Raw genomic sequence first — 25,816 nt, 5'->3', positions numbered from 1 at the left:
AAAATTATGATAATTTTCTTTTTGTTTCTATATAAAAAACTAGGATGATATCAATTGGTTTTTGATATCATCCTAGTCATTTAAATATTATTTATCTTTTCTTGGTAATGGATAAAAGCCTTTATTAAATTGTTCCCATAAATTTGGTGGTAATTCATGATTATCTTCACGTTCAGGATCAAAGTTATTAATAATTTCAGATTCTCGACCTTCTTCAATTTTACTTACAAAGTTATAATCTAGAAGTATCTCACGACCTAGTGCAACTAATTCTACACCTACATCTTCAATAGCATTTAAAGCATCATCTGCTGTAAATACTGAACCTATTCCTATTAAAGGCATACGTCCATTAATCCATTTATGAATTAATTTAAGTCTATTTTGTCCTTCGTATTGACCTTCACGTGTTTTAGAATAAACGTCCATAAGAGATACATGTATATAATCAATATCTTTTTTAGTAATTGAATTAATTAATTCTTCTGTGATATCCATTGTAATACCAGGAGATTCTGCTTCTTCTGGTGATAAGCGATAACCTACGATAAAGTCATCTGAAGCATGTTCTTTTTTAGCTTTTAAAACTTCATCAATAACAGCATTAGGGAATTTTAAGTTTTCTGCCCAAACATCGTTTCTTCTATTATAGTAAGGAGAAACGAATTGATGAATTAAATAGTGGTTAGCACCATGTATTTCCACACCATCAAATCCTGCTTCAATAACACGTCTTGTTGCTTCACCGAAATCCTTAATAGTTTGTTCAATTTCCTCAGCGCTCATTTCTCTCGCGTCATGTTCTTCTTGTTGTCCAAAACTTTTTAATGAGATTGGGCTTGGTGCAACGACATCACCATTAGGTGTTAAATTAGGCAAAGCTTGTGCACCACCATGATGTATTTGAACTAATGCTTTTGCACCATTCTTTTTCATTGCTTGTGCTAATTGTTTTAGTCCTTCAATATCAGAGTCATGTGCTACTGAAGGTTGTCCAGGGAATGCTTTACCCACATCATTTACATTACTAGCTGCATTAATTGCAAGTCCTACATCTTTAGAACGTTTTTCAATATAAGGTAATTCAACATCAGAAATGGTTCCATCATCGTTTGAAGAAACATGTGTTAATGGCGCTAAAACAAAACGATTTTTTAGTTCTACACCATTACGTAATGTTACACTCTCAAACAATCGATTATATTTACTGTTCATATATTTAACCTCCACATTTAATAATACATGCGACTATATCACGAAATATATGTACGCTCTATTTTTTTGCTTACAGTCATACACAAAACTTTTCAGTTTATTCATACTATGATTTTTAAGTTGTACTATTTATCAAATATAAAATAAAAACGATAACTTCCAATATTTATTGGAAATTATCGTTTCTATAAGTTCTCTATACTTTTGAAATATAAAGAATTTAAATTACGTCAATTTAATCTTGACGTATAGTACGTTTAGACCGTTTGATCCAGACCGGTAAGCGTTCTTCAAGTGTTTGAAACCCATACTTTTCTGTTTCTTTTATCTCATCTAGCACCGACTGTTTTTCTTTCTTACGTTCATAATTTTTAAAGTAATCGTTATCTTTAAGTGACAAGTTAAGTTTGCCTTCATTATCAATAGATAAAATCTTTGCTTTTACTACTTGTCCCTCAGATAGAAATTTCTTCAAGTTATGGACATAATCATCCATGATTTCTGAAATATGGATAAGTCCTTCAGTATGGTCAGGGGCCTCAACAAATGCGCCATACGGTTGAATACCAGTCACACGTACCTTAATATGTTGACCTTCTTTATAGTGATTATTCAACTTGATAACCCCTTATTTCGTTTTCTTAACACTATTATCATAGCATAAAACAAATTAAGGGACTAACTATAACGTTGAATTTTTTGAATTATTTTGCAATAAATATAACAAAATATAAATCAATAGCTTTTCACATAGTAAAACAAATTATCCCTCAGAATTTTTAATATCGTTTAACTCCTAAGAATAACTATTAAAAAATCACGATAACAGGTAATCAACCTACTATCGTGATTTTTAATTTATATTTAATTCTCACGCGATACTTTTTGACTTTTTCAAAAAAACAATAAGAAGTATCTCGTATTAATTTTTATTCTTCAACGTCTATAGATTCAATAACTACATCGTGAACTGGTTTATCTTGTGGACCTACTTTAGTGTTAGCAATATCTTCTAACGTAGATTCCCCTTCAATAATTTGTCCGAATACTGTATGTTTTTGGTCCAACCATGGTGTTCCACCATTTTCACCATATGCTTTAACGATAGGTTCTGGCCAACCACCATCAGCTAGTTGACTTAACATATTTTGAGGAACTTCTTTCATTTGAACAATGAAAAATTGTGATCCATTTGTATTTGGACCAGCATTTGCCATTGATAAAGCACCATAAAGGTTAAATGCTTCTAATGAAAACTCGTCTTCGAATGCACCGCCATAAATACTTTCTCCACCCATACCAGTTGCTGTTGGGTCACCGCCTTGTACCATAAAGTCATTGATGACACGGTGGAAAGTCACACCATTGTAGTAACCATTTTTAGCATGTGTAACAAAGTTTTCAACTGTTTTAGGTGCAATGTTAGGGAATAACTTAAATGTCATATCACCTTTATTAGTATGCATTACAATTTTAATTTCATCTTCTTGAATCTCTTTATTTAACTGAGGATAGTTCGTCATTAAAATTCTCCATTCATGTTATGATATATGTATATATTAACATATTTGAAAGGAAGTAATATAGAATGTTATATCGATTTTCTCACAAGACTGGAAGTTATGGCGTTTCCATAAAAGAGGAAGATGATGATCAAGTCTTAGTTCAAGTCGAACAAGTGATCAAACATCCTAAACAGGGTGATTTACATTCACCAAATGAATCAGAAGGTGTATTCTTTCATGAACGTAGAGCATTAAGTCACTTTGAAAAGAGATATGCTAAGCGTTCACAATTACGTGACTTTAATGTTGAAAAAATGTCATATGAGGAATCATTACAACAAGCCATTTCCAATTTAGAAGAACAACTTAAAGAAAAGAATGATGCCCACGCGAAACGTTCATTGCAAAATTTAGAGCAACTTAAACATGATTATTCAATTCAATACAAACAAAAATTTTATTAAAAATGACGTGTTTCTTCATATTTAAAAGCGATTGAAATACAGTGATTTCAAGCAGTATCACGTTTTTCAGAATGATATGATTCATGTATAATAAATATCATAAACATTTTTAAAGGAGGACAATTTAGTGAGTTTGTTACATATTGCGGTACTATTACCGTTAATATTTGCACTCATTATCCCAATCTTATATAGATTCTTTAAAAGAATTCACATAGGTTGGTTCGTGTTACCTGTCCCCGTCGTCTTATTTATATATTTCTTAACTTTTATTACGACTACTATGTCAGGTAATACCGTAATGAAAATTTTTAAGTGGATGCCACATGTCGGTATGAATTTTAACCTTTATGTAGATGGATTAGGATTATTATTTAGTTTACTGATAACAGGTGTCGGCAGTTTAGTTGTCTTATACTCCATTGGTTATTTAAGCCAATCAGAACAATTAGGGAATTTTTACTGTTATTTATTACTTTTCATGGGTGCAATGTTAGGCGTTGTACTTTCAGATAACCTTATCGTTTTATATTTATTCTGGGAGTTAACTTCGTTTTCAAGTTTTTTACTTATTTCATTTTGGAGAGACAAGCAAGCTTCCATTTATGGCGCTCAAAAGTCTTTAATCATTACTGTTTTTGGAGGACTAAGTTTACTAGGCGGTATTATTTTACTTTCTATTTCTGCAGATTCGCTAAGTATTCGTTATATTATTCAGCATGTAGCTGATATACAAAGTAGTCCTTTCTTTATCTTAGCAATGATTTTTGTACTAATTGGTGCGTTTACTAAATCAGCACAAGTTCCCTTTTACATATGGTTACCAGATGCAATGGAAGCACCTACACCTGTAAGTGCTTATTTACATTCTGCAACGATGGTAAAAGCTGGTTTATATTTAATAGCTAGAATGACTCCTATTTTCGCAGTGTCACAAGGATGGGTTTGGACAGTTACTCTAGTTGGATTAATTACCTTGTTTTGGGCATCATTAAACGCTACGAAACAGCAAGATCTCAAAGGGATTTTAGCATTTTCTACTGTGTCACAACTGGGAATGATTATGTCTATGCTAGGTATTGGTGCTGTTAGCTATCACTTTGAAGGTCAGGATAGTCAATTATATATCGCGGCTTTCACAGCAGCTGCATTTCACTTAATTAACCATGCGACGTTTAAAGGTGCATTGTTTATGATAACTGGTGCAGTCGACCATAGTACGGGTACTCGTGATGTTAGAAAATTAGGCGGTTTATTAACGATTATGCCAATTTCATTCACAATTACAGTGATTACTTCTTTAAGTATGGCTGGCATACCCCCATTCAATGGCTTTTTATCAAAAGAAAAATTCATTGAATCCGTTATTGAATTAACGCATGCAAATACCATGAGTTTAAATACAATAGGTATTATCTTTCCAATATTAGCTATTGTTGGTAGTATCTTTACTTTTGTATATTCAATTAAATTTATTATGCATATATTCTTTGGACAATATAAACCAAATCAATTACCTCATAAAGCTCATGAAGCATCGATATTAATGCTTATTTCGCCTGCTATATTAGCAATATTAGTTATTGTATTTGGTTTATTCCCAGGAATTTTAACACAATCAATCATAGAACCAGCAACAGCTTCAATGAGTCAAACTTCTCAAGTGAGTGCTGAGTTCCATTTATTCCATGGTATAACTCCAGCATTTATCACTACAATTTGTATTTATATCGTAGGAATTTTATTAATTTTAACGTTTGCTTATTGGATTAAATTATTACAGGCACAACCTAAACAAATTACTTTTAATTATTGGTACGACGGTTTAGGAAAATATATCCCAACTTATTCTAAAAATATGACTAATAGTTATGTGACTGGCTCTGCTAGAAATAATCTGGTCATTATCTTTGGCTTATTAATATTATTAACAACTGTTGTATTACTTAGCGTGCCATTTACTATTAATTTCAAAAATGTTAGTCATATTAGAATTTTTGAAGTTGGAATTATCGCTTTACTTGTTATAGCAGCATTTTTAATTATATTTGCTAAATCTCGTTTGTTTAGCATTATTATGTTAAGTGCAGTGGGTTATTCAGTATCTGTGCTATTCATATTCTTTAAAGCACCTGACTTAGCCCTTACACAATTTGTCGTAGAATCAATTTCTACTGCATTATTTTTACTATGTTTTTATTTCTTACCTAATCTTAACCGTTACAACGAAACACGTTCATTTAAAGTAACAAATGCATTAATCTCAGCAGGAATTGGACTTGTCGTGATTATTTTAGGATTAATTGCATATGGTAACCGACACTTTGAATCTATTACTCATTACTATCAAGACCATGTCTATGATCTTGCTTCTGGTAAGAATATGGTCAATGTCATATTAGTCGATTTCCGTGGTATGGATACGTTATTTGAATCATCAGTATTAGGTATTGCAGGATTAGGCATTTATACAATGATTAAACTGCGCAAAAAGCATCAACGTCATACAGAAACGAGTGAGGTGAAACGTCATGAACAGACAGAAAAATGATTTAATGTTTCAATATACAGCTGTCATTATTTTCTTCATGATTATGATGTTTGGTTTTTCTTTATTCCTTGCAGGTCATTATACTCCTGGTGGCGGCTTTGTCGGTGGTTTATTATTTTCTAGTGCCTTAGTTATCATTACTATCGCATTTGATATTAAAACGATGCGAAAAATTTTCCCTATAGATTTTAAAATACTTATAGGTATTGGGTTATTATTTTGTGTTGGTACACCAATGGCTAGTTGGTTTATGTCTAATAACTTTTTCACACATGTTACTTTTGATATTCCGCTTCCATTGTTACAACCAATGCATATGACAACCGCTGTATTCTTTGACTTTGGTGTTTTATGTGCAGTCGTAGGAACTGTAATGACTATTATTTTATCGATTGGAGAGAACGAATAGTGGAGATTATTATGATATTTGTTAGTGGCATACTTACAGCAATCAGCGTCTATCTCGTTTTATCTAAAAGTTTGATACGAATCATTATGGGAACTACGCTACTAACACACGCAGCAAATTTATTTCTAATTACTATGGGTGGATTAAAACATGGCGCATCACCTATCCACGAAAAAGGAATTCATAGCTATGTTGATCCAATCCCTCAAGCACTTATATTAACAGCTATCGTTATCGCATTTGCTACTACGGCTTTCTTTTTAGTACTAGCCTTTAGAACATACAAAGAGTTAGGTACTGATAACGTGGAAAGTATGAAAGGAGTTCCAGAAGATGTCAGAGAGTAATATGCTAGCCCTTACTTTAGTTGTACCTATTCTAACGGCAATATTACTCGTCTTTATTGGAAAACGAACATATATAAAACGTTATGTCGCTTTAGCAGGTACAATGATTACTTTAGTTATATCTATTATTAATTTGTATAATGTATTTAAAAATGGACCTATTAAATTGGAATTAGGCTCATGGAAAGCACCTTACAGTATTGTATTTGTATTAGATACTTTTAGTGCATTACTAATCATTACAAGTATTATTATTACTGCACTCATCATTCTATATTCTTATAATTCGATTGGTGTTGACCGAGAAAGATTCTATTATTATTTCTCTGTAATGTTCATGCTTATAGGTATTATTGGTGCCTTTACAACAGGAGATATATTTAACTTATTTGTATTTTTTGAAGTATTCTTAATGTCTTCATATTGCCTTTTAGTTATTGGCACTACAAAAATACAACTACAAGAAACGATTAAATATGTATTAGTTAATGTTGTTTCTTCATCATTCTTTGTTATGGGTGTCGCTATTTTATATTCCGTTGTCGGAACTTTAAACTTGGCACACATCAGTCAACGTTTGAATGAATTATCAGCACATGAAAGTGGTTTAGTAAATATTGTATTTATACTATTCATTTTCGTCTTTGCTACTAAAGCTGGCGTCTTCCCAATGTATGTATGGTTACCTGGTGCTTACTATGCACCACCGTTTGCTATTATGGCATTCTTTGGTGCTTTACTTACAAAAGTAGGCGTATATGCCATTGCCAGAACATTAAGTTTATTCTTTAATAGTTCAGTAGGTTTTTCTAACTATGTCATATTATTCTTAGCGTTATTAACAATTATTTTTGGTTGTGTTGGCGCAGTATCCTACTATGATACGAAAAAAATCATTTTATATAATATCATGATTGCAGTAGGCGTTATTTTAGTCGGTGTTGCTATGATGAATGAAACGGGCATGATTGGTGCTATTTACTACACTATTCATGATATGTTAGTTAAAACATCCCTTTTCTTCTTAATAGGTGTCATGTATAAAATTACAAAAACTACGGATTTACGTCAATTTGGTGGACTAATTAAACGATATCCTGTTCTTGGGTGGACATTCTTTATAGCTTCGTTAAGTTTGGCAGGTATACCGCCACTTAGTGGTTTTTACGGTAAATTGTATATCGTAAAAGCTACATTTGAAAAAGGATTTTATTTAACAGGTATCATAGTATTAATCTCTAGTTTAGTGGTTTTATATTCTGTTATAAGAATCTTCTTAAAAGGATTCTTCGGAACACCTAAAGGATATGATATATCAACTAAAGTAAATAGTTATGGTTTAATTACTGTTTCAGTGATTGCTGTTGCCATTACTGTATTATTTGGATTATCAGCGGATGTCCTATACCCAATTATTAAAGATGGCGCAGAAACATTCTATGATCCAAGCGTATATATTAATAGTGTATTGGGAGGTAAATAATGATGGCAGTCCAAATTGTTGTTAATTTATTAGTTTCAATTGTGTGGTTACTCATTTCAGATAGCTATACATTAAACAATTTCGTATTAGGTTATTTATTTGGTCTCATATTGGTTTATCTCCTTCATCGCGTAATGCCAGGAAAGTTTTACTTAATTCGTATATATAGAATGATTCGATTAGTCTTTATTTTCTTATTAGAATTAATAAAAGCTAATCTAGATGTCTTAAAAATCATCTTAAAGCCACAAATCACTAATAAGCCGGGATTCTTTGTATATCCAACAGATTTGAAGACAGACTGGCAAATAGTGTTACTTTCCAATTTAATTACATTAACACCTGGGACTGTAGTTCTTGGTATTAGTGATGATCGTACCAAAATCTATATACATGCTATTGACTTTAGTACAACCGAAGAAGAAGTTGAAGGAATAAAATCTTCTTTAGAAAAAGTTGTTAGAGAGGTGGGCGAAGAATAATGACAATTAAAACAATAATTATTATTGCATTAGTCATAGTCGTTTTATCAATGTTGGCTATGCTAGTTAGAGTTATTTTAGGACCCTCTCTAGCAGATAGAGTAGTTGCATTAGATGCCTTGGGTCTACAACTAATGGCCGTTATTGCACTCTTTAGTATTTTAATGAATATTAAATATATGATTGTAGTTATTTTATTAGTAGGTATTTTAGCCTTCTTAGGTACAGCCGTTTTCTCAAAATTCATGGATAAAGGTAAGGTGATAGAACATGATAGAAACGATAGTCATTAGTATTTCTCTTATCTTAATCATTATTGGAGCAATCATCAGTGCTGTAGCTGCTATTGGTTTATTAAGACTTGAAGATATCTATTCTCGTGCACACGCTGCTGGTAAAGCTGCTACATTGGGAGCAATGAGTTTATTAATGGGAGCATTTTTATATTTTATTGGTACTGAAGGTTATACAAATATGCAATTAATCATTGGTATTATCTTCGTCTTAATTACTGGCCCCCTATCAAGTCACATGATAATGAAAGCAGCTTATAATACAAATACACCTTATAGTAAAAATACTAAAGTTGACGAAATTAAAGAAGATTTAAAAGATAAAAAATTATAAATATTATTTGAAAAGGACCAATCGATAAAATCATACTTCGATTGGTCTTTTTAATAATCATTGATACTATTCTAGATTTGGGTAACTTTATCATTCACTACATCTATATCGAATCCTAAATCCTTTAACATATCATAATCTAATTGATTAGGTTGACCACCTGTTATTAAGTAATCACCTACAAATATAGAATTAGCAGCTTGTAACGCTAATGGCTGTAATGAACGTAAGTTAACTTCTCTTCCACCTGCAATTCGTATTTCTTTAGTTGGATTAATTAATCTAAACATTGAAATGATACGCAAACATTTCATTGGTGTTAATTCGTCCATATTTCCAAATTTAGTTCCCTTTATTGGATGTAAAAAATTTATGGGAATACTATCTGCATCAATCGCTTTGAGTGCTAAAGCCATATCTATAATATCCTCATTCGTTTCACCCATACCGCATATAACTCCAGAACAAGGTGAAATCTGGTTTGCTTTCATAACCTCAATAGTATTAACTCGATCTTCATATGTATGTGTAGTTACCACGTTATCATGATAACGTTCACTTGTATTAATATTGTGATTATAGCGGTCTACGCCTGCTTCTTTTAATTGTGAAGCTTGCTCTTCATTGGTTAAACCTAAGCATGCACATATTTTAAGTTGTGGATGTATAGTTTTAATTTCTTGTACGGTATCACAAATATGTTTAACTTCTTTATCACTAGGACCTCTACCACTCATAACAATACAATACGTTCCTATCTGATTTTCATAAGCCACTTTTGCCCCTGCTTTTATTTTCTCCTTATCAACTAAACCATATCTTTGCTTTTGTTTCATTTCTCTAGATTGCCCACAATAACCACAATCTTCAGGACATATACCACTTTTAGCATTAAGTATCATATTTAATTTTACTTTTTTACCATAGTAATGTTTTCTAACGATATATGCTTCATGTAATAACTCCAATGTATCTATTCTGTCGCTTTCGAAGATACTTAGCCATTCTTTTTTAGTAAAATTGTCTTCTTTCATAACTCTTTCTGATAATTTCATTCAATTTTCCCCCTATTATCATAAAATAAATCTTCTTTATGTATATATGAGAATCTAAATACTATTCTATTATAATGTAAACTAATTCATTTTAAAAGTTTACATTATAGCTATGGGTTATTATTTTCATGAAATTGTATTAGAAGTAGAAATGTGCTATAATTTTTAAATCGTAATGATTACGTTTTATATAGTAAATTAGAAAGCGAGTTGATAACATGCACTGGACAATTATTGGTGGTGGCATTCAAGGTACAACAATAGCTTTAAAACTAAGACAAGCCGGCTTATCATCTAACGAATTGACAATAATAGACCCTTATCCTTCATTATGTGAACAATTTAATACTTATACTCAACGTATTAGTATGCCATTTTTAAGATCTCCATTTGTACATCATATTCACCCTGAGCCATTTCATTTAAAACAATATGCTAAATTTAATCAATATACAGGTGCTACATACGGTCCTTATAAACGACCACAGCGTGATATGTTTATGCATCATACTCATGAACTTATCCATCAATATCATTTAAATGAGAATCACATACAAGGATTTGTTAAACATATAAATCGAAAGCAACATCAATGGCAGTTAGAATTGGCAAACGGTCAAACCATTCAAACAGAATTTTTAATTATTGCACATGGTTGTAACCATCGCGCGAATATTCCACCTATGTTTCAGCAACAATCCGATGTCCAGCATATTTTCAACGAAGCGGAATCGCAAATAAATATTAATCAAACTTCTCATGTCGTGGGAAGCGGAATATCAGCCGCACATTTGACACTTAAATTAATTAATACTAATCATCAAAGAACAATTCATTTATGGTTAAATAAAGATATTGAAATTCATGATTTTGACGCCGACCCAGGTTGGCTTGGTCCTAAGAATATGAAACATTTCTTAAATATCGAATCTTCACAGGAACGAATGAGAATTATTAAGGCAGAACGTCATAAAGGATCAATGCCTCACGAACTATATCTTCGTATTAAAAAACATGTAAATAATGGTCGTTTAGTTCTTCATAAAAATGAAATTAAAGATATTAAAGATCATCATATCATTACAACTCACAAATCGATTTATTATGACCATATTTTATTAGCTACTGGATTTGAAAATACTGTCATGAATCAACCTATTATCCAAGATTTAATTACTCAATTGAACGCTCCATTAACAAAATGTGGTTTTCCTAACATATCATATGAGTTAGAATGGTTACCTAATTTATTTGTAGCTGGTGGACTAGCAGATTTAGAACTTGGTCCCTTTGGTAGAAATATTATGGGCGGTCGAGAAGCTTCTGAAAGAATCTGTCATGCATATAATCGCATACTAAAAGAAAAAGTATCCTAATAAACAACAAATTACCCCTATAATTGAAATTATATTTCAACTATAGGGGTATATATTATTTATAAATTTATGAGATATATTTTACTTCAAAGCTTTAATTGCCATTGTCCCTCTCATAATACTAATTAGGTTATCGTTTTCATCTTTAATTTCAATATTCCAAACTTGTGTTGATTTACCTTGGTGGATAATAGTAGCTATTGCAATAACCTTTCCTTCTTTTACTGAATGGACATGGTTAGCATTCATTTCTAAACCTAATGGAATATACTGAGTCGTATCTATTAAATTCGCTGCTCCAAGTGAACAGGCAGTTTCTCCTAAGGCCAAACTCGCACCGCCATGTAAATATCCAAATGGTTGTTTCACTTTATCTGTAACTGGCATTGAAATAACTACTTTGCCTTCTTCTTCAATTTCAACATTCATTTCAAAAGTTTCTAACAAATTGGTCAACTTAGAACACCTCTTTTTATACTATAATACCATGACTGCTATCGTACCAAAAATAATCAATGGTATATTATAGAATAAAAAGTTTGGAATACATGTATCTCTAATATGGTCATGTTGTCCATCCATATTAAGTCCTGCTGTTGGACCTAAAGTTGAATCACTAGCTGGTGAACCTGAATCACCTAATGCACTAGCTGTACCTATCAATGCAATTAAAGCCATTGTATCTAAACCAATTGAAGAACCAAATGGAATAAATAATGAAGCAATAATTGGTATCGTCGCAAATGATGAACCGATACCTAGCGTAACGATTAAGCCTATAATATACATAATTACTATACTTAGTAATTTATGATCTCCTGTAATACTTGTTAAACTTTTTACTAAGTTATCTATATCTCCAGTAGCATTCATGACACCAGCAAAACCATTAGCCGTCAATATTACAACACCAATATATGCCATAATTTTGATACCATCTACAAATTGTTCGTCTAATTCGTGCCAACTATATGCACGTGAAATGAAGAATACAAGAACACCTGCTAAAGCACCAAAAATCATTGAATCTGTTAATGTTTGAACAATAAAAGTTGCTAAAATCGCAATGATAGTAACAACTAAAATATATGGTTTTACTTCAGTTACGGTTGCTCTATCATTAATATTTCGCTCTTCATATTTTCTTGGTTTGCGGTAAACAATTAAACCTAAAATTAAACCAACGATATAGCCCATTGAAGGAATTATCATCGCTTTCCAAATCATATTAAACTCGATAGGATGGTGTGCTTTTTGAAAACCACTTTGAATAATTTGATGATATATTTGACCAAAACCATAAGGTATTAAAACATAAGGCCAACATAATCCAAATCCAATGACTAAACCAATGACTCTTCTATCAATATTTAAATCATTGAATAAACTTAATAATGGTGGGATAACAATTGGAATAAATGCAATATGTACAGGTATTAAATTCTGACTCATAATACTCATTGCTAGTAACGCAACGATAATAATTATTTTTACTTTAATTCTTGAAAGTCGACTATTTTCAGAGTGAATTGCATTAATTATTTTTCCAACTAAATAGTCTGTAATACCACTATAGGAAATTAATGCAGCAAATCCTCCTAATAATGAGTAGCTCAATGCGACTTCAGCACCGTCAACAATATTCTTCCCAAATATACTTATAACTTTTTCAACACTCATACCAGACAGTATGCCGCCAACAAGTGCACTAATAAATAAACTTATAACGACATTCAATCTACACAAGCATAAGATAATCATTAATATAACAGCTATAACTACTGCATTTACCATAAGCAAAACCATCCTTTATCACTCTATCGAACTAAAGCGTTTATGGATAATATCATAGCAATTCAATAATATAAAGTCAATATAAAAATAAAACCAATTGCATATTATAATTAACAACAAGAAAGGAGGTTCAAACCTCCTCCCTTAATAAACTAATTCATTGTTTTCAACCATTCTATAATAGTAGGAATCATATAACCGGTTGGTCCCTTTGGTCCTTTATAAGACATTTTATTTATAGTAGCTGGTCCTGCGATATCAAAATGCATATGCGGAATTGATCCACTAAAATGACTAATAAAGGATGCTGCAAATAAAGCTTTTCCTTGTCCATTCGTATGATTAACTAAATCAGCTACGTCGCTATTTTTTATTAATTGTCTTTCAGTTTGAGTAATAGGCAGCTCAAATACTTGTTCATCAACATTTTTAGCCAATTTTAAAATTTCTTGTAGCTGATTAGAAGCATGTGATTCAAATGCAGCAGCTTTATCTTCACCTAAGGCTACAATAGCTGCACCTGTTAATGTTGCAAAATCTAATATAACTTGTGGCTTAAATTGGGTAGCAAAGGCTACAGCATCACCCAAAACTAGTCGCCCTTCTGCATCGGTATTTAGAACTTCAACGGTTTCACCATTAAACGCTGTGTATACATCATCAGGTTTCATAGCTTTTTCATTTATCATGTTTTCAGCTGAAGCAATTACACCAATAATATTGATAGGAAGTGCTAATTGATGAGCAACCTTTATCATTGCAACAACATTAGCTGCACCACACATATCGTATTTCATTGTTTGCATGCCTGTTTTACTTTTAATGCTATAACCACCGGAATCATAAGTAATTCCCTTACCAACTAATGCGATTGGATCTGCATCATCTTGACGACCTTGATAACTTAACGTAATGAGTCTTGGACTATGAATAGAACCTTTTCCTACTGCATGTAATAATCCAAATCCTTCATCTTGTATAGTTTGTCCATCTTTAATCTCAACACGAACTGATGTATCTTTAAAAAGCTGTTCAACACTTTCGGCAAAATATTGTGGAGTTAAAATATTAGGTGGTATTTGGCTAAAGTCACGTGCTATATTAATTGATTCACCTAAAATTTTACCTTCTTTTATCATTGATTCTATGTCTTCATGTCTTTGATTTACGCTTATATATAAATTAGGTTGATATGGTGAGCGTTTATCAGATCTATAATTATCAAATTGATAAATAGATTGTTCACTTTGTAATCCCAGTGTTTTAGCTATAATACTGTCATCAATATACTTATTTAAAAATGATGATAATATTAACTCCGCTTCAGTAATAAATTCTTGTTTTAAATATTGAAATAAATTTCCCCATATTTTTAAAAAATCCGCATAATTCAATTGTTTGATATTACCTAAGCCTACTGTTATTAATCTTTTAGGTTGTTCTTGAATATATATGATTGAAGTCGCAATTTTTCCAATGCTACCTTGGATAATATGATTTTGCTTTAATGTTTGTAAATCTTCAATTAATGATTGACCATTATAATTTATATTTTCTAATTGATTTATATGTTCAGGGATCCCAACGATAATATTATGTATATCGTTGTGCGCTGTCGAATTAACGTGAATTTTCATAAGTGCGTCCTCCTTATTTATTTTAATTCATTTATAAATCATTTTATATCATTTCAAAATATAAAAAATGATTATTATTGAAATGACTATTGAGTATTTTACTTACAAATCATCTTTTCTTAATAAGCATACAAAAAAGCCTCCAAACTATTAAGTAAGGAGGCTTACATTATTATAAAAAGTTAGAATTTACCTTTTTTGAATGCTAGACCTATGCCACCGATTTTGAATACGGCACGAGTGTCGATAACTTTTTTCATGAACGCTGCTTTTTTACCAGTAATATCTTTACCGTAAACAATACCTACACCGTCATGTGAACCTAATGAACATACTGTACCACGGTCAACATATTCAAATTCTTCTTTAGCTTCACCATTTAAGATATGTTTGATGTTTTTAGCAACATGTTCACCTTGTTGCATTGCAATTTGTGCTGTTGTTGGTAATGGACGTTCTTCACCAGCAGGAACGAATGCAGAACAGTCACCAATAACAAAGATATCGTCATGACCTGCAATTGTAAGATCTTGGTTAGTAACAATACGACCACGTTTAACGCCTTCGAAAGATTCTTCCATTAAGTGGCTTCCACGTACACCTGCAGCCCAAACTGAAGTGCCTGCTTCTAATTGTTGTTTTTCACCATTGATTTCAACAACAAATCCTTTTTCATTACATGCAACGATTGGTGTAGCGATTTTGAATTCAACGCCACGGTTTTCTAAGTAGTTTACTGCATGATTAACTAAGTCATCTGAGAACATTGGTAACATTTTAGGTGCCGCTTCAACACAAGTTACTTTAACTTTGCTTTGATCGATACCATATTTGCTACATAATTCAGGGATTCTGTCAGTTAATTCACCTAAGAATTCGATTCCAGTGAATCCTGCACCACCAACTAAGATTGATAAATCATTTTCATCTTTCTCTTTAGAAGCTGCATAATTAGCAAATTTATCTTCGATATGACGAGATAATTGACGTGTAGTTAAAACGTTTTCGATTTGGAAAGCGTAATCTTTCATACCATCAATACCAAATGTTTCACTAACAAATCCTAATGCTACAACTAAAATGTCGAAGTCATAGATACCTTTGTCAGTTTCTACTTTTTTAGCATTACGGTCAATTTTAGTAACTTCTGCTTTTACAAAGTTAACTTTGTCTTTTTTCAATACACTTTCAACTGGGTATAATAAATCTTCATAATTAATTGTACCTGCTGAAGCTTCATGTAACCAAGTTGCTTCGTAGTGATAATCATTTTTGTTGATTAAAGTAATTTCTGCTTCTTCTGCAGAAACTTCTTTTTGTAATTTAGTAACAGCTTGTAAACCTGCATAACCTGCACCTAAAACTAATACTTTTTTACGTTCTTGAGCCATTATTTTCACCTAAGCTTTCATAATATTTTAACTCTAGTGTAGCATAACTAAAAATGATTAAACTTAAATAAGTAACACATTTTAAAACTACGACACACAATAATTATTACGTCTTTTTCATCAAGCTATTTCTCGTGAAGTTCACAGAAAAGACAATATTAAATCCAAGTTTAATTCTATAGCTTTTGTACAATATTTTCAAGCGACAATAGTGCACTTTGTGAAAAATTTAATTTATTAAATTAATTGCTGTATATCGCTTTAACAATCTTCCGGGTTTCCTGCAACTTTAGCTGTTCTAAATGAACTACCACAACCACATGAAGCAATAGCGTTTGGATTATCAATTTGGAAACCGCCGCCCATTAATGATTGCTTAAAATCGATTGTCGTACCATTTAATACTGGGGCATCATGTTTATCTACTAACACTTTTAAACCAAAGAATTCTAATATTTCATCATTTTCGCCTGGTTCAGCTTCTGCTGACATGCCATATGTTAAACCCGTACATCCGCCACCATTAACTTTAATTTTTAAATAGCCATCGGGCATATCATTACTTTGTAACATATCTTTAACTTCATAAGCTGCTGCTTCAGTTAATATAACTGTTTGCATAATCATAACCTCCTATAATAAGTTCGTGAAATCATTTTCTTCTATATGTTTATATATATTATTTAACAAATCGTCCGGTGTATCTCCTTCAACAATATCACCATCGACAAGTGCGTACAAGCCGTCGGAACATATACCGCAGTTTTGTAAACATCCATATTCTAAAACATCTATATCAGGATCATTTTCTAATTTTTCATAAACTACATCCCCACCTTTAGCCATATTGGAAATGCAGAATTCAACTAACGGAAACATACGACACCCTCTCTAAAATAATAGTTATAATATTATAACAAACTACCAGTTGTTATGACTATCTTTGAGCTTAAAATGTTAAAAATAGAAATTTTTACAAATAAAACAATATATTCAATTTCATTCGATATATGTTTGTAGTCAATTTGAAAAACCGATATAATAATCATATAAATACATAGTCTATAAAATAAGATGTTAAGGGGTTATTCTTTTCATCATTTTAAGGGGCATAATTGCATAAAATGACATTAAATAAGTGTCTTTCTAAATCAATTGCACACTTATTTATAACAAGATTTTTAGGATAAAGGGGTATACTAAAATGAAAAATATTGTTTTATTAGGCGGGGGTTACGGTAATATGCGCATCATGTCTCGTATATTGCCTAATTCATTACCAGATGGTTATAGGTTAACATTAATCGATCGTATGCCATTTCATGGCTTAAAACCTGAATTTTATGCACTAGCTGCTGGAACAAAATCTGACAAAGATGTTCGTATGGAATTTCCTGGAGATTCTAAAATGAATACTGTCTATGGGGAAATTAATGAGATTAATTTAGATGAACAAATTATTTCAGTAGGTAATTCAAAAGTCGATTATGATGAGTTAGTGATTGGTTTAGGTTGTGAAGATAAATATCACAACGTTCCAGGTGCTGATACATTCACACATAGTATTCAGACACTATCAAAGGCTCGCGAAACATTCCATAGTATTAGTGAATTACCTAATGGGGCTAAAGTTGCTATTGTCGGTGCTGGTTTAAGCGGCATTGAGTTAGCAAGTGAGCTAAGGGAAAGCCGTGCTGATTTGGAAATTTTATTATACGATAGAGGGTCTCGAATCCTAAGAAACTTCCCAGAAAAATTAAGTAATTATATTGCAAAATGGTTCTCTAAACATAATGTAACAGTTGTACCTAACTCAGTTATTGATAAAGTTGAACCAGGTAAAATATATAATAATGGTGTTCCTGAAGATGTAGATTTAGTTGTGTGGACAGCAGGTATTCAACCAGTTGAAGTTGTTAGAAATTTACCAATTGATATTAACAATAATGGTCGTGTTATTTTAAATCAGTATCATCAAATTCCAACATACAAAAACGTTTATGTAGTTGGGGATTGTGCAGATTTACCGCATGCACCAAGTGCTCAATTAGCAGAGTTACAAGGTGAACAAATTGCTGATGTCATGAAAAAACAATGGAATAATGAGCCATTACCTGAAAAAATGCCAGAACTTAAAGTTCAAGGCTTCTTAGGTTCACTTGGTGATAAACAAGGATTCGCTTATATCATGGATCGTACCGTTACAGGTAGACTTGCTTCCATCCTTAAATCAGGCGTACTTTGGTTATATAAATATCATAATGGTTAAAAATATAAATTAAGACAGCCTGGGACATAAATCAATGTCTCAGGCTAAAATTTTAAATTGGCAGTAGTTGACTGATTTGAAAATGCACTTGTATCAAGCTTTTTTCAATTCTAGTCAACCTTGCCGGGGTGGGACAACGAAATAAATTTTGGAAAAATGTTATTTCTGTCCCACTCCCTCTTTTTCTATAGATAAAAATTAGACATTTTAATATTTAAAATGTTGCTCCACAAATTGTGTTATTTGTTTTGTTTGAATATATCCATCTGCCACATACTCATCGTTCATAGTAATTAATGGATAAAATAATTCATCTTCTTGAATACGTTCAATAAATTGTTGATCATGATCTGTTAAATTTTCTGTATCTTTTTCAATATCGATATATGTAAATTCAAATTGATGTTGTGGAAATTTTCGCTTAAGTAATGGTTGTAACCAATCGAATGTATCTTTTGATGTCGGTGCATTAACACAACTCGCACATACAATATCTGCCCCATAAACAACAACACTTATTTTAGTCATTGAAATCCCTCGTTTTGATTTATAGATTTTTCGTTCTTAATCTATTATAATGTACTAATAATGATAATGAAATAATATACTTGAAAGGAGACATATCTCATGCCTACTGAGAATGCGACAATGTTTGATCAAGTAGCTGAAGTTATAGAACGTTTACGTCCATTTTTATTACGTGATGGCGGCGACTGTACATTAGTTGACGTTGAAGACGGAATTGTTAAATTACAACTACATGGTGCTTGTGGTACATGCCCAAGTTCTACAATTACTTTAAAAGCTGGTATTGAACGTGCTTTACACGAAGAAGTACCTGGTGTTATCGAAGTTGAACAAGTATTCTAATTTGTTTACAAGTAATTATTTACTTTGTTTTACAAATTATGAAAATCTTCATATATTATAGATATTTAAGACATAGTAACCACTCAGATGGATTGAATTCAATCATTTGAGTGGTATTTTTATGTCTCTGAAATTTTGGATTTGTTTTATTTTTATTAAAGTTAATAAAATCATTCTTTTTTTGTTTCATCATTATAATAATGGCATTCGAATAGATCTATGATGGCTTTTAAATTATTGTCCACGTATTTATCTTTGTGCTTAGTAAGGTAGAAATTACGAAACACGTCTAACTCGATAGAAGCAAGCACTTCTTTTGGTTCTTTTTCTAATACTGATTTAGAAATTACTGTAAATCCCTTACCTGCTTTTACCATATCTACTATCACTTGATTTGAATTAATTTCCACCAAATAAGGATGCAATTCTAATCTAGTTAATCCAATTTCCTGATACACCCTTGTTCCAGATCCTTGTTCTCTCACATAACATACTTGATTCTTATCAAAGCCTATTTGCCTATTATAAATTAAAACCATTTCATCTTGGGAAATACATGCTAAATCAAGTGTGTTATCTTGAATTTCACGTTCAATAATGCCAATATCAACAATATTATGTTTTACATTATCTATGACCGTATCTGAATTCATTAAATAAGCATTAACATGTAAGTCTGGATATTCATTAGCAACTTTAATTAATTTTTCAGATAAATATTGTTCGCCGTATGTGTAACTACTACCTATCGATATTGATCCAGCAATAATATTAAGGTCATTTTTTAGATCATGCCATAACTCTTGTTCAATATTTTCACGTTGCAACGCATAACGTAGAATCTTTTCTCCATCTGATGTTAAACATATTGTTGGCCGAGTAAACTCAAAAATTTTAACATTATATTTTGCTTCTAATCTTTTAATATCTCGACTAATCGATGGTTGAGATGTATATAGATTCTCGGCCGCTTTAGTAAAATTAGCTGTTTTGACCACTTCTATTAATACTTTGTAAGGATCCATGTACTTTCTCCTTGTTCTATACTCATTTATATTTTTAATATGATTATAACAAATTTGATATAGATAGTATGTTAAATATTTATTTAACGATATAATTATGTAATGCTAAACTTTTCGTAAAGGAGGAACATGTCATGAATAAAATTAAGGATAAGCACTTTATTATAGGTATCTTATTTACATTTATCATCGCAATCATAAGTCTTGTATTATCTAAATTACCTGTCCTTAGTCAAATTGGCGGTTTATCAATCGCAATTCTTATTGCTATACTTTATCGACATTTCAAAGGATATCCAGAAGATTATAAAAGTGGAATAACATTTTCATCTAAATACTTATTAAAAATTGCGATTGTCTTTTATGGTCTCAAATTAAATATCGATGAAATATTAGGACATGGTGGTCAATTATTATTAATGGATGCGTGCGTTATTGTTTTCAGTATCCTATTCACCTATTTTATTAGTCGCATAGTAAAAGCAGATACTTCAATAACAACATTATTAGGCGTTGGTACTGGTATCTGTGGTGCAGCCGCTATCGCAGCAATAGCACCAATTATAAAATCAAGAGACAAAGATACAGCTATTAGTGTCGGCATCATTGCATTAGTAGGGACTGTCTTCTCATTAATTTATACATTTATTTATTCAATCATTCATATCTCCCCTGTACATTTTGGTATTTGGTCTGGAACTAGCCTTCATGAAATTGCACAAGTTGTTTTGGCTGGTAATTATGCTGGGGTAGAATCTCTTAAAATAGCTTTATTAGCAAAATTAGGACGTGTATTTTTATTAATTCCAGTTATATTAATATTTATTTTTATTGTGAAATTTAAGAATAAAAATGATAAACAAGCACACCATATTGATTTTCCGTATTTTTTAATTGGATTTATATTAATGGCATTAATCAATACATATATTCCTATCCCTCACGCATTATTAAAAATAATAGAGGTAGTAACTAATATTTTCTTATTAATGGCAATGGTTGCATTAGGATTAAATGTATCATTCAAAGATTTAAAATCAAAAGCTTTAAAACCGTTATTCATAATTATTTTTGTATCTATTTGTTTATCAATTATAAGCTATTTTATTTCTACTTCTTTATTCTAAAAAATACGCCTTTCAAGTATACTTCGATGAACTATTTGTCATCTTAGATTCTTGAAAGGCGTTAATTATTAATTTGATTCTTTTTGTTTGTGTTTGTCTTTATCAACTTGAGGTTGTTTTTTGTCATTCATATGTTTGGCAATTTGTTGATCTACATAGACCCAACCTTTCCAACCAATATGAACCGCGTCACTAATGACATATTTTTCATAATCTTTATCAGTCATATCGTATATTTTACCGCCATTATCAACGACAGTTGAATGAATTTTTTTGTACACTGCTTGGCGTCTATCACTACCGATACCAATATGATCATACCATTTACCATTTGATGGGATACTTACATATTGTACATCTGCGCCAGCTTTATTCATTGTTTGAACAAGTAATTTTAAATCTTGGAACTCTGGAGAATTAACGTTAAATTCATAATCACGATTTATTTTACGTTTATTTTCTTTGATCAGTTTCCAATATGGGTCTCTAATATGATAATCATTAGTTTTGGTATTATTTTTACCAATTACTTCTGCTTTGTCTTTCATTTGGCCCCATGATGCTTTTTCATCAGTTGCAGGTTTAACATGAGATAAAGGTGGTTTAGTGATAGAGAATAATGATTTAATTGCTTCAATCTTAATTAATTGATTTTCTTTAAATGCTGAAATATAGTGACCTGATACATTATGTGGATCTTTAGCAACTTTTCTTAAATACGCTTTGTTATGTACATGCGGGAATTGCAATAAACGTTTGGCATAACGTTGTTTCAATTCAGCAGGCATATTTTTTTGATTAAACATCGTGTTAATTTGATTTTGAGACATACGAGCATCAAAGTTTTGGTTTGTTAATCCATGATTAGTAAACCATTGTGGTGAGATAATAAAAGTTAATTTTTTACCTTTTAAATAATCATACTGAGATGCAAGTTCTACTGCATTAATTAAATCTGTTGACCCACCAGTGCCTAGTAAAAATACTGGTTTATCTGAATTGTGCTTATTTAACGCAATTGCTGGATTAAATGGATCATCTTTACCTAATTCACTTGAACCATAAACTGGATAATATTTATCCGACTTATATAGTTGATTTTGAATGAGCGTGCCTTTTAATACTTGATCTGTTAATGAAATTCTATTATTAGCAAGCGTTTTATCATTAATTAGCCCTGTAAATAATTGTGCGGGTAACAGAACAAATATAATAAATATAACGCCGCTAATTAGAATGGGTAAAAAAGGTTTTAATTTCATCGTAGTTCTTCTAATGCTTCCACAATTTTATTTGGTGTAGCCCACTCATCACGATCAAAGTCCATAATAGAAACTTCGATATCTAATTTATTTTGAATTTCTAATAATAAACCTACTGTTTGGAAAGAATCAATAATACCTTCTTCGAAAATTTCTACATCTGGATTTTCTTTTACAATATCGTTTTCTGCAACCTCTGCTAATAAGTCTAATACTTGTTCTCTAAATTCCATAATTAATTACTCCTTTATTAAATAAATTTACCTGAGAAAATTAAAAAGCCGAACGTTACAAAATGGAATGTGATGACAACACTTAACGCGTTAGTCCATTTATTTTGCCAACGTGGAGGATGATTTTTTCTCCATTTTTCATAATAACCATAACCTATAAATAATGCTGCATGGTATAAGCCATAAATAATATAATAAACTTCTAATCCGTGCCAAACTCCCATGATAAAGAAATTAAGGAAGAAAGCCATGTTTGACATAGCCAATTGACTCTTAAACATCTTCTTACGAGACATATAAAATAATGATCTCATATAAATACAGTCTCTAAACCAAAATGATAAAGTCATATGCCATCTATTCCAGAAATCTTTAATATTTTTAGATTGGAAAGGTTTATTAAAGTTTGGTGGTGTTTTAATACCATATAAATAACTGAGTGCTATGGCAAATAAACTATAACCTGCAAAATCAAAGAATAGATAGAAACTGTATGCATACATATATAACCACATATGAGTAAATCCAGGTAAATTCATTTGTAGTGGATTGATCGCATATACTTGAATGAAGTAAGCAATGATATATTTATACAAGAAACCTAACATAATCATGTGAATTGCTTTTAAAACTAATTCTCTATATTCCCCACCAGTTGGTACCTTTTTGTCATCTTTAACAAAACGTTTATATCTATCAATTGGCCCAGATGAGATAGTTGGGAAGAATGAGATAAATTGAATTAATTTGCCAATTTTAATTTCTTTAATTGAACCGTCTCTGATTTCCATAATTAATTGAACACTCTTGAAAGTAACGTATGAAATACCTAAGAAACCAACAAATTCAATTAATTTACTTTCATGGAAATGAATTTGATGCCCACCTAACCATGTACTTTGTAATACTTTAACTAGTGCTAATGGCAATATTGACAGAACCATGATAATCACAAATTTTGAAAAAGTATTATTCTTTTGTCTAGATTTATAATAAAACATGATTAAGCCAACTTGCCAAATAACATATATGATAAAACTGATTAATTGAACACTTAAATACTTTTGACCAAACAAATTATGTTTATCTGATGAAAATATCAGTATAACCATTATTGCTGTCGTAATACCGTTATATATATAGCTTCGCTTACCTAAAAAGCCAAGAATTATAACAGGAATTAGTACAATGAATGAAATTAAGAAGAATGTAAACGTGCCATAAGGTATCATCCGTTAACAACCTCTGCAATCTTCTTACGATCTAGTTTACCATTAGATGTAAGTGGTAATTGCTCCATCCAAACAAACTTTTGAGGAATCATATATTCTGGTAAGCGCGTTTTAAGTTCATCTTTGATGTTCTTTGTCATTTTTCTGTCATCTTCTACTTTTTCAGTTGCAACAACAGCTCCTATAAGATGAGTTACTTTGTCATTTTTATAAACAGGAACTACAATAGCTTCTCTAATTAGTTCAGAATCTCGTAATTGTGATTCTATCTCTTCCAATTCCATACGGTAACCATTCAATTTGATTTGGAAGTCTATACGACCTTGAATAAACCATAAACCATCTTCTTCTTTAGCTTTATCTCCTGTGTGATATGTTCTCACTCTATCTTCAAAGTTAAACACGGCAGCTGTTTTTTCTTCATTTTTTAGGTAACCAACACTTACACTTTGACCTTGAATGACTAATTCACCTTCATCAGTTGTCGTTAATTTAGTGCCAGGTCTTGAAACACCTACTGGAAGTGGATTATATTGCTTAAGAATCTCTGGCGTAATTTGTATACTAGTCACCGCTACAGTAGCTTCCGTAGGACCATAAGTATTGTATATAACACCATTAGGGAATCTATCAACTAATGCTTTAGCTGTTCTGTGTCCAAGAATTTCTCCACAGAAGAAGAAATGATTTAAACTACCATATTGTTCTTCATTTAATGTTGGTAGTAATAAGCACATTTCAATAAATGATGGCGTAGAAACCCATATGTTAATCGGCGTAGCTAATAACATATCATTTAATAGTTTTGGTTTTTTAATCATGTCTTTATCAACAAGATTTAAAGTGCCACCAGAAACTAAACATGGGTAAATTGCCATAACTGATAAATCAAATGAAAATGGCGCTTGGTTCAACCATTCTTTCCCATTACCTAATTGATTCAATGAATTCATCCATTCAGCAAATTCAACAAGACTAGCGTATTCGATCTGAACACCTTTCGGCTCACCTGTAGAACCTGATGTGAAAATAGTATATACAACATCATTATCCTTCATTTGACTATCAAAAATAATTGAGTCTTGTGAATTAACAACATCTTCAATCGTAATCATCTGTACATGTTGATGATCTAATTCATAATCGGTTGTGTTAAAAATATATTCTGGTTGAACTTTATCGATTATCATCTTCACTCGCTCTTCTGGTACAGATGTATCGATAGGCACATAGCCGCAACCTGCTTTAATCGCACCAATCATACCTACAATCATATAAGGCGACATATGACCAAATAAAATCATAGGTTGTTGACTGCCTTGTAATTGATGTGCAAGCTTACTAGAAACTTCATCTAATTGCTTATATGTTATTTCATCAGTCGTATGTCTAACTGCTACTACATCTGGTTGTTCTTTACTCAGTTGACTGAGAATATTAATAATATCTGTCATAGTTTTCT

28 protein-coding genes are annotated in these 25,816 nt (G+C 31.4%); 12 read left to right on the top strand and 16 right to left on the bottom strand.

Annotated features, from left to right (window positions below; genetic code table 11):
- Positions 1-87 precede the first annotated feature (87 nt).
- The 3 genes from GVY01_RS02405 to GVY01_RS02395 form a co-directional block, all read right to left on the bottom strand.
- A complete protein-coding gene (locus GVY01_RS02405) occupies positions 88-1,215 on the bottom strand; it encodes an NADH-dependent flavin oxidoreductase (RefSeq protein ID WP_017637428.1) in 1,128 nt (375 codons plus the stop codon).
- 235 nt (positions 1,216-1,450) lie between these two features.
- Positions 1,451-1,831: a S1 domain-containing post-transcriptional regulator Ygs gene (gene ygs / locus GVY01_RS02400; RefSeq protein ID WP_017637429.1), complete on the bottom strand. Its 381-nt coding sequence runs from the start codon at positions 1,829-1,831 to the stop codon at positions 1,451-1,453.
- A 313-nt stretch (positions 1,832-2,144) separates the two neighbouring features.
- Positions 2,145-2,738 carry a peptidylprolyl isomerase gene (locus GVY01_RS02395; protein ID WP_017637430.1) on the bottom strand — a complete coding sequence of 198 codons (594 nt, stop codon included), beginning with the start codon at positions 2,736-2,738 and terminating at the stop codon, positions 2,145-2,147.
- Between the two features lie 65 nt (positions 2,739-2,803).
- Between GVY01_RS02395 and kapB the strand changes: the two genes are divergently transcribed.
- From kapB to mnhG1, 8 genes are all read left to right on the top strand, one after another.
- The gene (gene kapB, locus GVY01_RS02390; protein ID WP_017637431.1) at positions 2,804-3,184 is read left to right on the top strand and encodes a sporulation phosphorelay system protein KapB; all 381 of its coding nucleotides are present in this window, start codon (positions 2,804-2,806) and stop codon (positions 3,182-3,184) included.
- Positions 3,185-3,311: 127 nt separating this feature from the next.
- Positions 3,312-5,735, top strand: coding sequence for a Na+/H+ antiporter subunit A (locus GVY01_RS02385; protein WP_159333626.1), 2,424 nt, complete (start codon positions 3,312-3,314; stop codon positions 5,733-5,735).
- A complete protein-coding gene (gene mnhB1, locus GVY01_RS02380) occupies positions 5,716-6,144 on the top strand; it encodes a Na+/H+ antiporter Mnh1 subunit B (RefSeq protein WP_017637433.1) in 429 nt (142 codons plus the stop codon). Before GVY01_RS02385 ends, mnhB1 begins: the two co-directional genes overlap by 20 nt.
- Positions 6,144-6,491: a Na+/H+ antiporter Mnh1 subunit C gene (gene mnhC1, locus GVY01_RS02375; RefSeq protein ID WP_017637434.1), complete on the top strand. Its 348-nt coding sequence runs from the start codon at positions 6,144-6,146 to the stop codon at positions 6,489-6,491. The genes mnhB1 and mnhC1 overlap by 1 nt, the downstream gene beginning before the upstream one ends.
- A complete protein-coding gene (gene mnhD1, locus GVY01_RS02370) occupies positions 6,478-7,974 on the top strand; it encodes a Na+/H+ antiporter Mnh1 subunit D (protein WP_017637435.1) in 1,497 nt (498 codons plus the stop codon). The genes mnhC1 and mnhD1 overlap by 14 nt, the downstream gene beginning before the upstream one ends.
- Positions 7,975-7,976: 2 nt before the next feature.
- Complete coding sequence (gene mnhE1, locus GVY01_RS02365) at positions 7,977-8,456, top strand: Na+/H+ antiporter Mnh1 subunit E (RefSeq protein ID WP_026083494.1); 480 nt, start codon at positions 7,977-7,979, stop codon at positions 8,454-8,456.
- A complete protein-coding gene (mnhF1, locus tag GVY01_RS02360; RefSeq protein WP_017637437.1) occupies positions 8,456-8,749 on the top strand; it encodes a Na+/H+ antiporter Mnh1 subunit F in 294 nt (97 codons plus the stop codon). Before mnhE1 ends, mnhF1 begins: the two co-directional genes overlap by 1 nt.
- Positions 8,727-9,083 carry a Na+/H+ antiporter Mnh1 subunit G gene (mnhG1, locus tag GVY01_RS02355; RefSeq protein WP_017637438.1) on the top strand — a complete coding sequence of 119 codons (357 nt, stop codon included), beginning with the start codon at positions 8,727-8,729 and terminating at the stop codon, positions 9,081-9,083. Before mnhF1 ends, mnhG1 begins: the two co-directional genes overlap by 23 nt.
- A 71-nt stretch (positions 9,084-9,154) precedes the next feature.
- On the opposite strand, the gene bioB is transcribed toward mnhG1, so the two are convergent.
- Positions 9,155-10,138 carry a biotin synthase BioB gene (bioB, locus tag GVY01_RS02350; protein ID WP_017637439.1) on the bottom strand — a complete coding sequence of 328 codons (984 nt, stop codon included), beginning with the start codon at positions 10,136-10,138 and terminating at the stop codon, positions 9,155-9,157.
- 218 nt (positions 10,139-10,356) lie between these two features.
- Here bioB and GVY01_RS02345 point away from each other — a divergent pair, with 218 nt between their 5' ends.
- Positions 10,357-11,514: an NAD(P)-binding domain-containing protein gene (locus GVY01_RS02345; protein WP_017637440.1), complete on the top strand. Its 1,158-nt coding sequence runs from the start codon at positions 10,357-10,359 to the stop codon at positions 11,512-11,514.
- Positions 11,515-11,595: 81 nt separating this feature from the next.
- On the opposite strand, the gene GVY01_RS02340 is transcribed toward GVY01_RS02345, so the two are convergent.
- The 6 genes from GVY01_RS02340 to GVY01_RS02315 form a co-directional block, all read right to left on the bottom strand.
- A complete protein-coding gene (locus tag GVY01_RS02340; RefSeq protein ID WP_017637441.1) occupies positions 11,596-11,970 on the bottom strand; it encodes a PaaI family thioesterase in 375 nt (124 codons plus the stop codon).
- Positions 11,971-11,991: 21 nt separating this feature from the next.
- Positions 11,992-13,308: a Na+/H+ antiporter family protein gene (locus tag GVY01_RS02335; protein ID WP_017637442.1), complete on the bottom strand. Its 1,317-nt coding sequence runs from the start codon at positions 13,306-13,308 to the stop codon at positions 11,992-11,994.
- A gap of 152 nt (positions 13,309-13,460) precedes the next feature.
- The gene (locus GVY01_RS02330) at positions 13,461-14,945 is read right to left on the bottom strand and encodes a M17 family metallopeptidase (protein WP_017637443.1); all 1,485 of its coding nucleotides are present in this window, start codon (positions 14,943-14,945) and stop codon (positions 13,461-13,463) included.
- 182 nt (positions 14,946-15,127) lie between these two features.
- Entirely contained in the window at positions 15,128-16,336 is a 1,209-nt protein-coding gene (locus tag GVY01_RS02325; RefSeq protein WP_017637444.1) for an NAD(P)/FAD-dependent oxidoreductase, read from the bottom strand.
- A gap of 261 nt (positions 16,337-16,597) precedes the next feature.
- Positions 16,598-16,957 (bottom strand): HesB/IscA family protein, encoded by a 360-nt coding sequence (locus tag GVY01_RS02320; RefSeq protein WP_017637445.1) that lies wholly within the window; start codon positions 16,955-16,957, stop codon positions 16,598-16,600.
- Between the two features lie 12 nt (positions 16,958-16,969).
- Positions 16,970-17,215 carry a YuzB family protein gene (locus tag GVY01_RS02315; protein WP_017637446.1) on the bottom strand — a complete coding sequence of 82 codons (246 nt, stop codon included), beginning with the start codon at positions 17,213-17,215 and terminating at the stop codon, positions 16,970-16,972.
- A gap of 325 nt (positions 17,216-17,540) precedes the next feature.
- Between GVY01_RS02315 and GVY01_RS02310 the strand changes: the two genes are divergently transcribed.
- Positions 17,541-18,605 (top strand): NAD(P)/FAD-dependent oxidoreductase, encoded by a 1,065-nt coding sequence (locus tag GVY01_RS02310; RefSeq protein WP_017637447.1) that lies wholly within the window; start codon positions 17,541-17,543, stop codon positions 18,603-18,605.
- A 207-nt stretch (positions 18,606-18,812) separates the two neighbouring features.
- Here the strand turns inward: GVY01_RS02310 and GVY01_RS02305 are convergent, their stop codons facing one another.
- The gene (locus tag GVY01_RS02305) at positions 18,813-19,133 is read right to left on the bottom strand and encodes a YuzD family protein (RefSeq protein ID WP_017637448.1); all 321 of its coding nucleotides are present in this window, start codon (positions 19,131-19,133) and stop codon (positions 18,813-18,815) included.
- Positions 19,134-19,232: 99 nt separating this feature from the next.
- Here GVY01_RS02305 and GVY01_RS02300 point away from each other — a divergent pair, with 99 nt between their 5' ends.
- The gene (locus GVY01_RS02300; RefSeq protein WP_002433501.1) at positions 19,233-19,475 is read left to right on the top strand and encodes a NifU family protein; all 243 of its coding nucleotides are present in this window, start codon (positions 19,233-19,235) and stop codon (positions 19,473-19,475) included.
- A gap of 170 nt (positions 19,476-19,645) precedes the next feature.
- Here GVY01_RS02300 and GVY01_RS02295 read toward each other — a convergent pair whose 3' ends face one another.
- Positions 19,646-20,500 carry a LysR family transcriptional regulator gene (locus tag GVY01_RS02295; protein ID WP_017637449.1) on the bottom strand — a complete coding sequence of 285 codons (855 nt, stop codon included), beginning with the start codon at positions 20,498-20,500 and terminating at the stop codon, positions 19,646-19,648.
- Positions 20,501-20,634: 134 nt separating this feature from the next.
- On the opposite strand from GVY01_RS02295, the gene GVY01_RS02290 reads away from it, so the two are divergent.
- Entirely contained in the window at positions 20,635-21,627 is a 993-nt protein-coding gene (locus GVY01_RS02290; protein ID WP_017637450.1) for a YeiH family protein, read from the top strand.
- A 68-nt stretch (positions 21,628-21,695) separates the two neighbouring features.
- Here GVY01_RS02290 and dltD read toward each other — a convergent pair whose 3' ends face one another.
- Genes dltD through dltA form a run of 4 tightly spaced genes read right to left on the bottom strand, consistent with a single transcriptional unit; the run spans position 21,696 to position 25,808 of the window.
- Positions 21,696-22,889 (bottom strand): D-alanyl-lipoteichoic acid biosynthesis protein DltD, encoded by a 1,194-nt coding sequence (gene dltD, locus GVY01_RS02285; protein WP_017637451.1) that lies wholly within the window; start codon positions 22,887-22,889, stop codon positions 21,696-21,698.
- Positions 22,886-23,122 (bottom strand): D-alanine--poly(phosphoribitol) ligase subunit 2, encoded by a 237-nt coding sequence (dltC, locus tag GVY01_RS02280; protein WP_017637452.1) that lies wholly within the window; start codon positions 23,120-23,122, stop codon positions 22,886-22,888. Before dltC ends, dltD begins: the two co-directional genes overlap by 4 nt.
- A 17-nt stretch (positions 23,123-23,139) precedes the next feature.
- Complete coding sequence (gene dltB / locus GVY01_RS02275) at positions 23,140-24,354, bottom strand: D-alanyl-lipoteichoic acid biosynthesis protein DltB (protein ID WP_017637453.1); 1,215 nt, start codon at positions 24,352-24,354, stop codon at positions 23,140-23,142.
- Complete coding sequence (gene dltA, locus GVY01_RS02270; RefSeq protein WP_159333625.1) at positions 24,351-25,808, bottom strand: D-alanine--poly(phosphoribitol) ligase subunit DltA; 1,458 nt, start codon at positions 25,806-25,808, stop codon at positions 24,351-24,353. The genes dltB and dltA overlap by 4 nt, the downstream gene beginning before the upstream one ends.
- Positions 25,809-25,816: the final 8 nt, after the last annotated feature.

The organism is Staphylococcus sp. 8AQ, from assembly GCF_902506595.1.
Taxonomy (GTDB): Bacteria; Bacillota; Bacilli; order Staphylococcales; family Staphylococcaceae; genus Staphylococcus; species Staphylococcus pasteuri.
This window is presented reverse-complemented; position numbering and strand designations above follow the sequence as displayed.

What these genes read in the sequence shown, in the direction of transcription:
- bioB (WP_017637439.1), bottom strand. Translation starts at nt 10,138, where the DNA reads ATGAAATTATCAGAAAGAGTTATGAAAGAAGACAATTTTACTAAAAAA.
- GVY01_RS02335 (WP_017637442.1), bottom strand. Translation starts at nt 13,308, where the DNA reads ATGGTAAATGCAGTAGTTATAGCTGTTATATTAATGATTATCTTATGC.
- kapB (WP_017637431.1), top strand. Translation starts at nt 2,804, where the DNA reads ATGTTATATCGATTTTCTCACAAGACTGGAAGTTATGGCGTTTCCATA.
- dltA (WP_159333625.1), bottom strand. Translation starts at nt 25,808, where the DNA reads ATGACAGATATTATTAATATTCTCAGTCAACTGAGTAAAGAACAACCA.
- mnhG1 (WP_017637438.1), top strand. Translation starts at nt 8,727, where the DNA reads ATGATAGAAACGATAGTCATTAGTATTTCTCTTATCTTAATCATTATT.
- GVY01_RS02405 (WP_017637428.1), bottom strand. Translation starts at nt 1,215, where the DNA reads ATGAACAGTAAATATAATCGATTGTTTGAGAGTGTAACATTACGTAAT.
- GVY01_RS02315 (WP_017637446.1), bottom strand. Translation starts at nt 17,215, where the DNA reads ATGTTTCCGTTAGTTGAATTCTGCATTTCCAATATGGCTAAAGGTGGG.
- dltB (WP_017637453.1), bottom strand. Translation starts at nt 24,354, where the DNA reads ATGATACCTTATGGCACGTTTACATTCTTCTTAATTTCATTCATTGTA.
- GVY01_RS02300 (WP_002433501.1), top strand. Translation starts at nt 19,233, where the DNA reads ATGCCTACTGAGAATGCGACAATGTTTGATCAAGTAGCTGAAGTTATA.
- mnhB1 (WP_017637433.1), top strand. Translation starts at nt 5,716, where the DNA reads ATGAACAGACAGAAAAATGATTTAATGTTTCAATATACAGCTGTCATT.
- GVY01_RS02305 (WP_017637448.1), bottom strand. Translation starts at nt 19,133, where the DNA reads ATGACTAAAATAAGTGTTGTTGTTTATGGGGCAGATATTGTATGTGCG.
- mnhE1 (WP_026083494.1), top strand. Translation starts at nt 7,977, where the DNA reads ATGGCAGTCCAAATTGTTGTTAATTTATTAGTTTCAATTGTGTGGTTA.
- GVY01_RS02330 (WP_017637443.1), bottom strand. Translation starts at nt 14,945, where the DNA reads ATGAAAATTCACGTTAATTCGACAGCGCACAACGATATACATAATATT.
- GVY01_RS02290 (WP_017637450.1), top strand. Translation starts at nt 20,635, where the DNA reads ATGAATAAAATTAAGGATAAGCACTTTATTATAGGTATCTTATTTACA.
- GVY01_RS02345 (WP_017637440.1), top strand. Translation starts at nt 10,357, where the DNA reads ATGCACTGGACAATTATTGGTGGTGGCATTCAAGGTACAACAATAGCT.
- GVY01_RS02395 (WP_017637430.1), bottom strand. Translation starts at nt 2,738, where the DNA reads ATGACGAACTATCCTCAGTTAAATAAAGAGATTCAAGAAGATGAAATT.
- GVY01_RS02295 (WP_017637449.1), bottom strand. Translation starts at nt 20,500, where the DNA reads ATGGATCCTTACAAAGTATTAATAGAAGTGGTCAAAACAGCTAATTTT.
- dltD (WP_017637451.1), bottom strand. Translation starts at nt 22,889, where the DNA reads ATGAAATTAAAACCTTTTTTACCCATTCTAATTAGCGGCGTTATATTT.
- GVY01_RS02325 (WP_017637444.1), bottom strand. Translation starts at nt 16,336, where the DNA reads ATGGCTCAAGAACGTAAAAAAGTATTAGTTTTAGGTGCAGGTTATGCA.
- GVY01_RS02310 (WP_017637447.1), top strand. Translation starts at nt 17,541, where the DNA reads ATGAAAAATATTGTTTTATTAGGCGGGGGTTACGGTAATATGCGCATC.
- GVY01_RS02320 (WP_017637445.1), bottom strand. Translation starts at nt 16,957, where the DNA reads ATGCAAACAGTTATATTAACTGAAGCAGCAGCTTATGAAGTTAAAGAT.
- mnhF1 (WP_017637437.1), top strand. Translation starts at nt 8,456, where the DNA reads ATGACAATTAAAACAATAATTATTATTGCATTAGTCATAGTCGTTTTA.
- mnhD1 (WP_017637435.1), top strand. Translation starts at nt 6,478, where the DNA reads ATGTCAGAGAGTAATATGCTAGCCCTTACTTTAGTTGTACCTATTCTA.
- dltC (WP_017637452.1), bottom strand. Translation starts at nt 23,122, where the DNA reads ATGGAATTTAGAGAACAAGTATTAGACTTATTAGCAGAGGTTGCAGAA.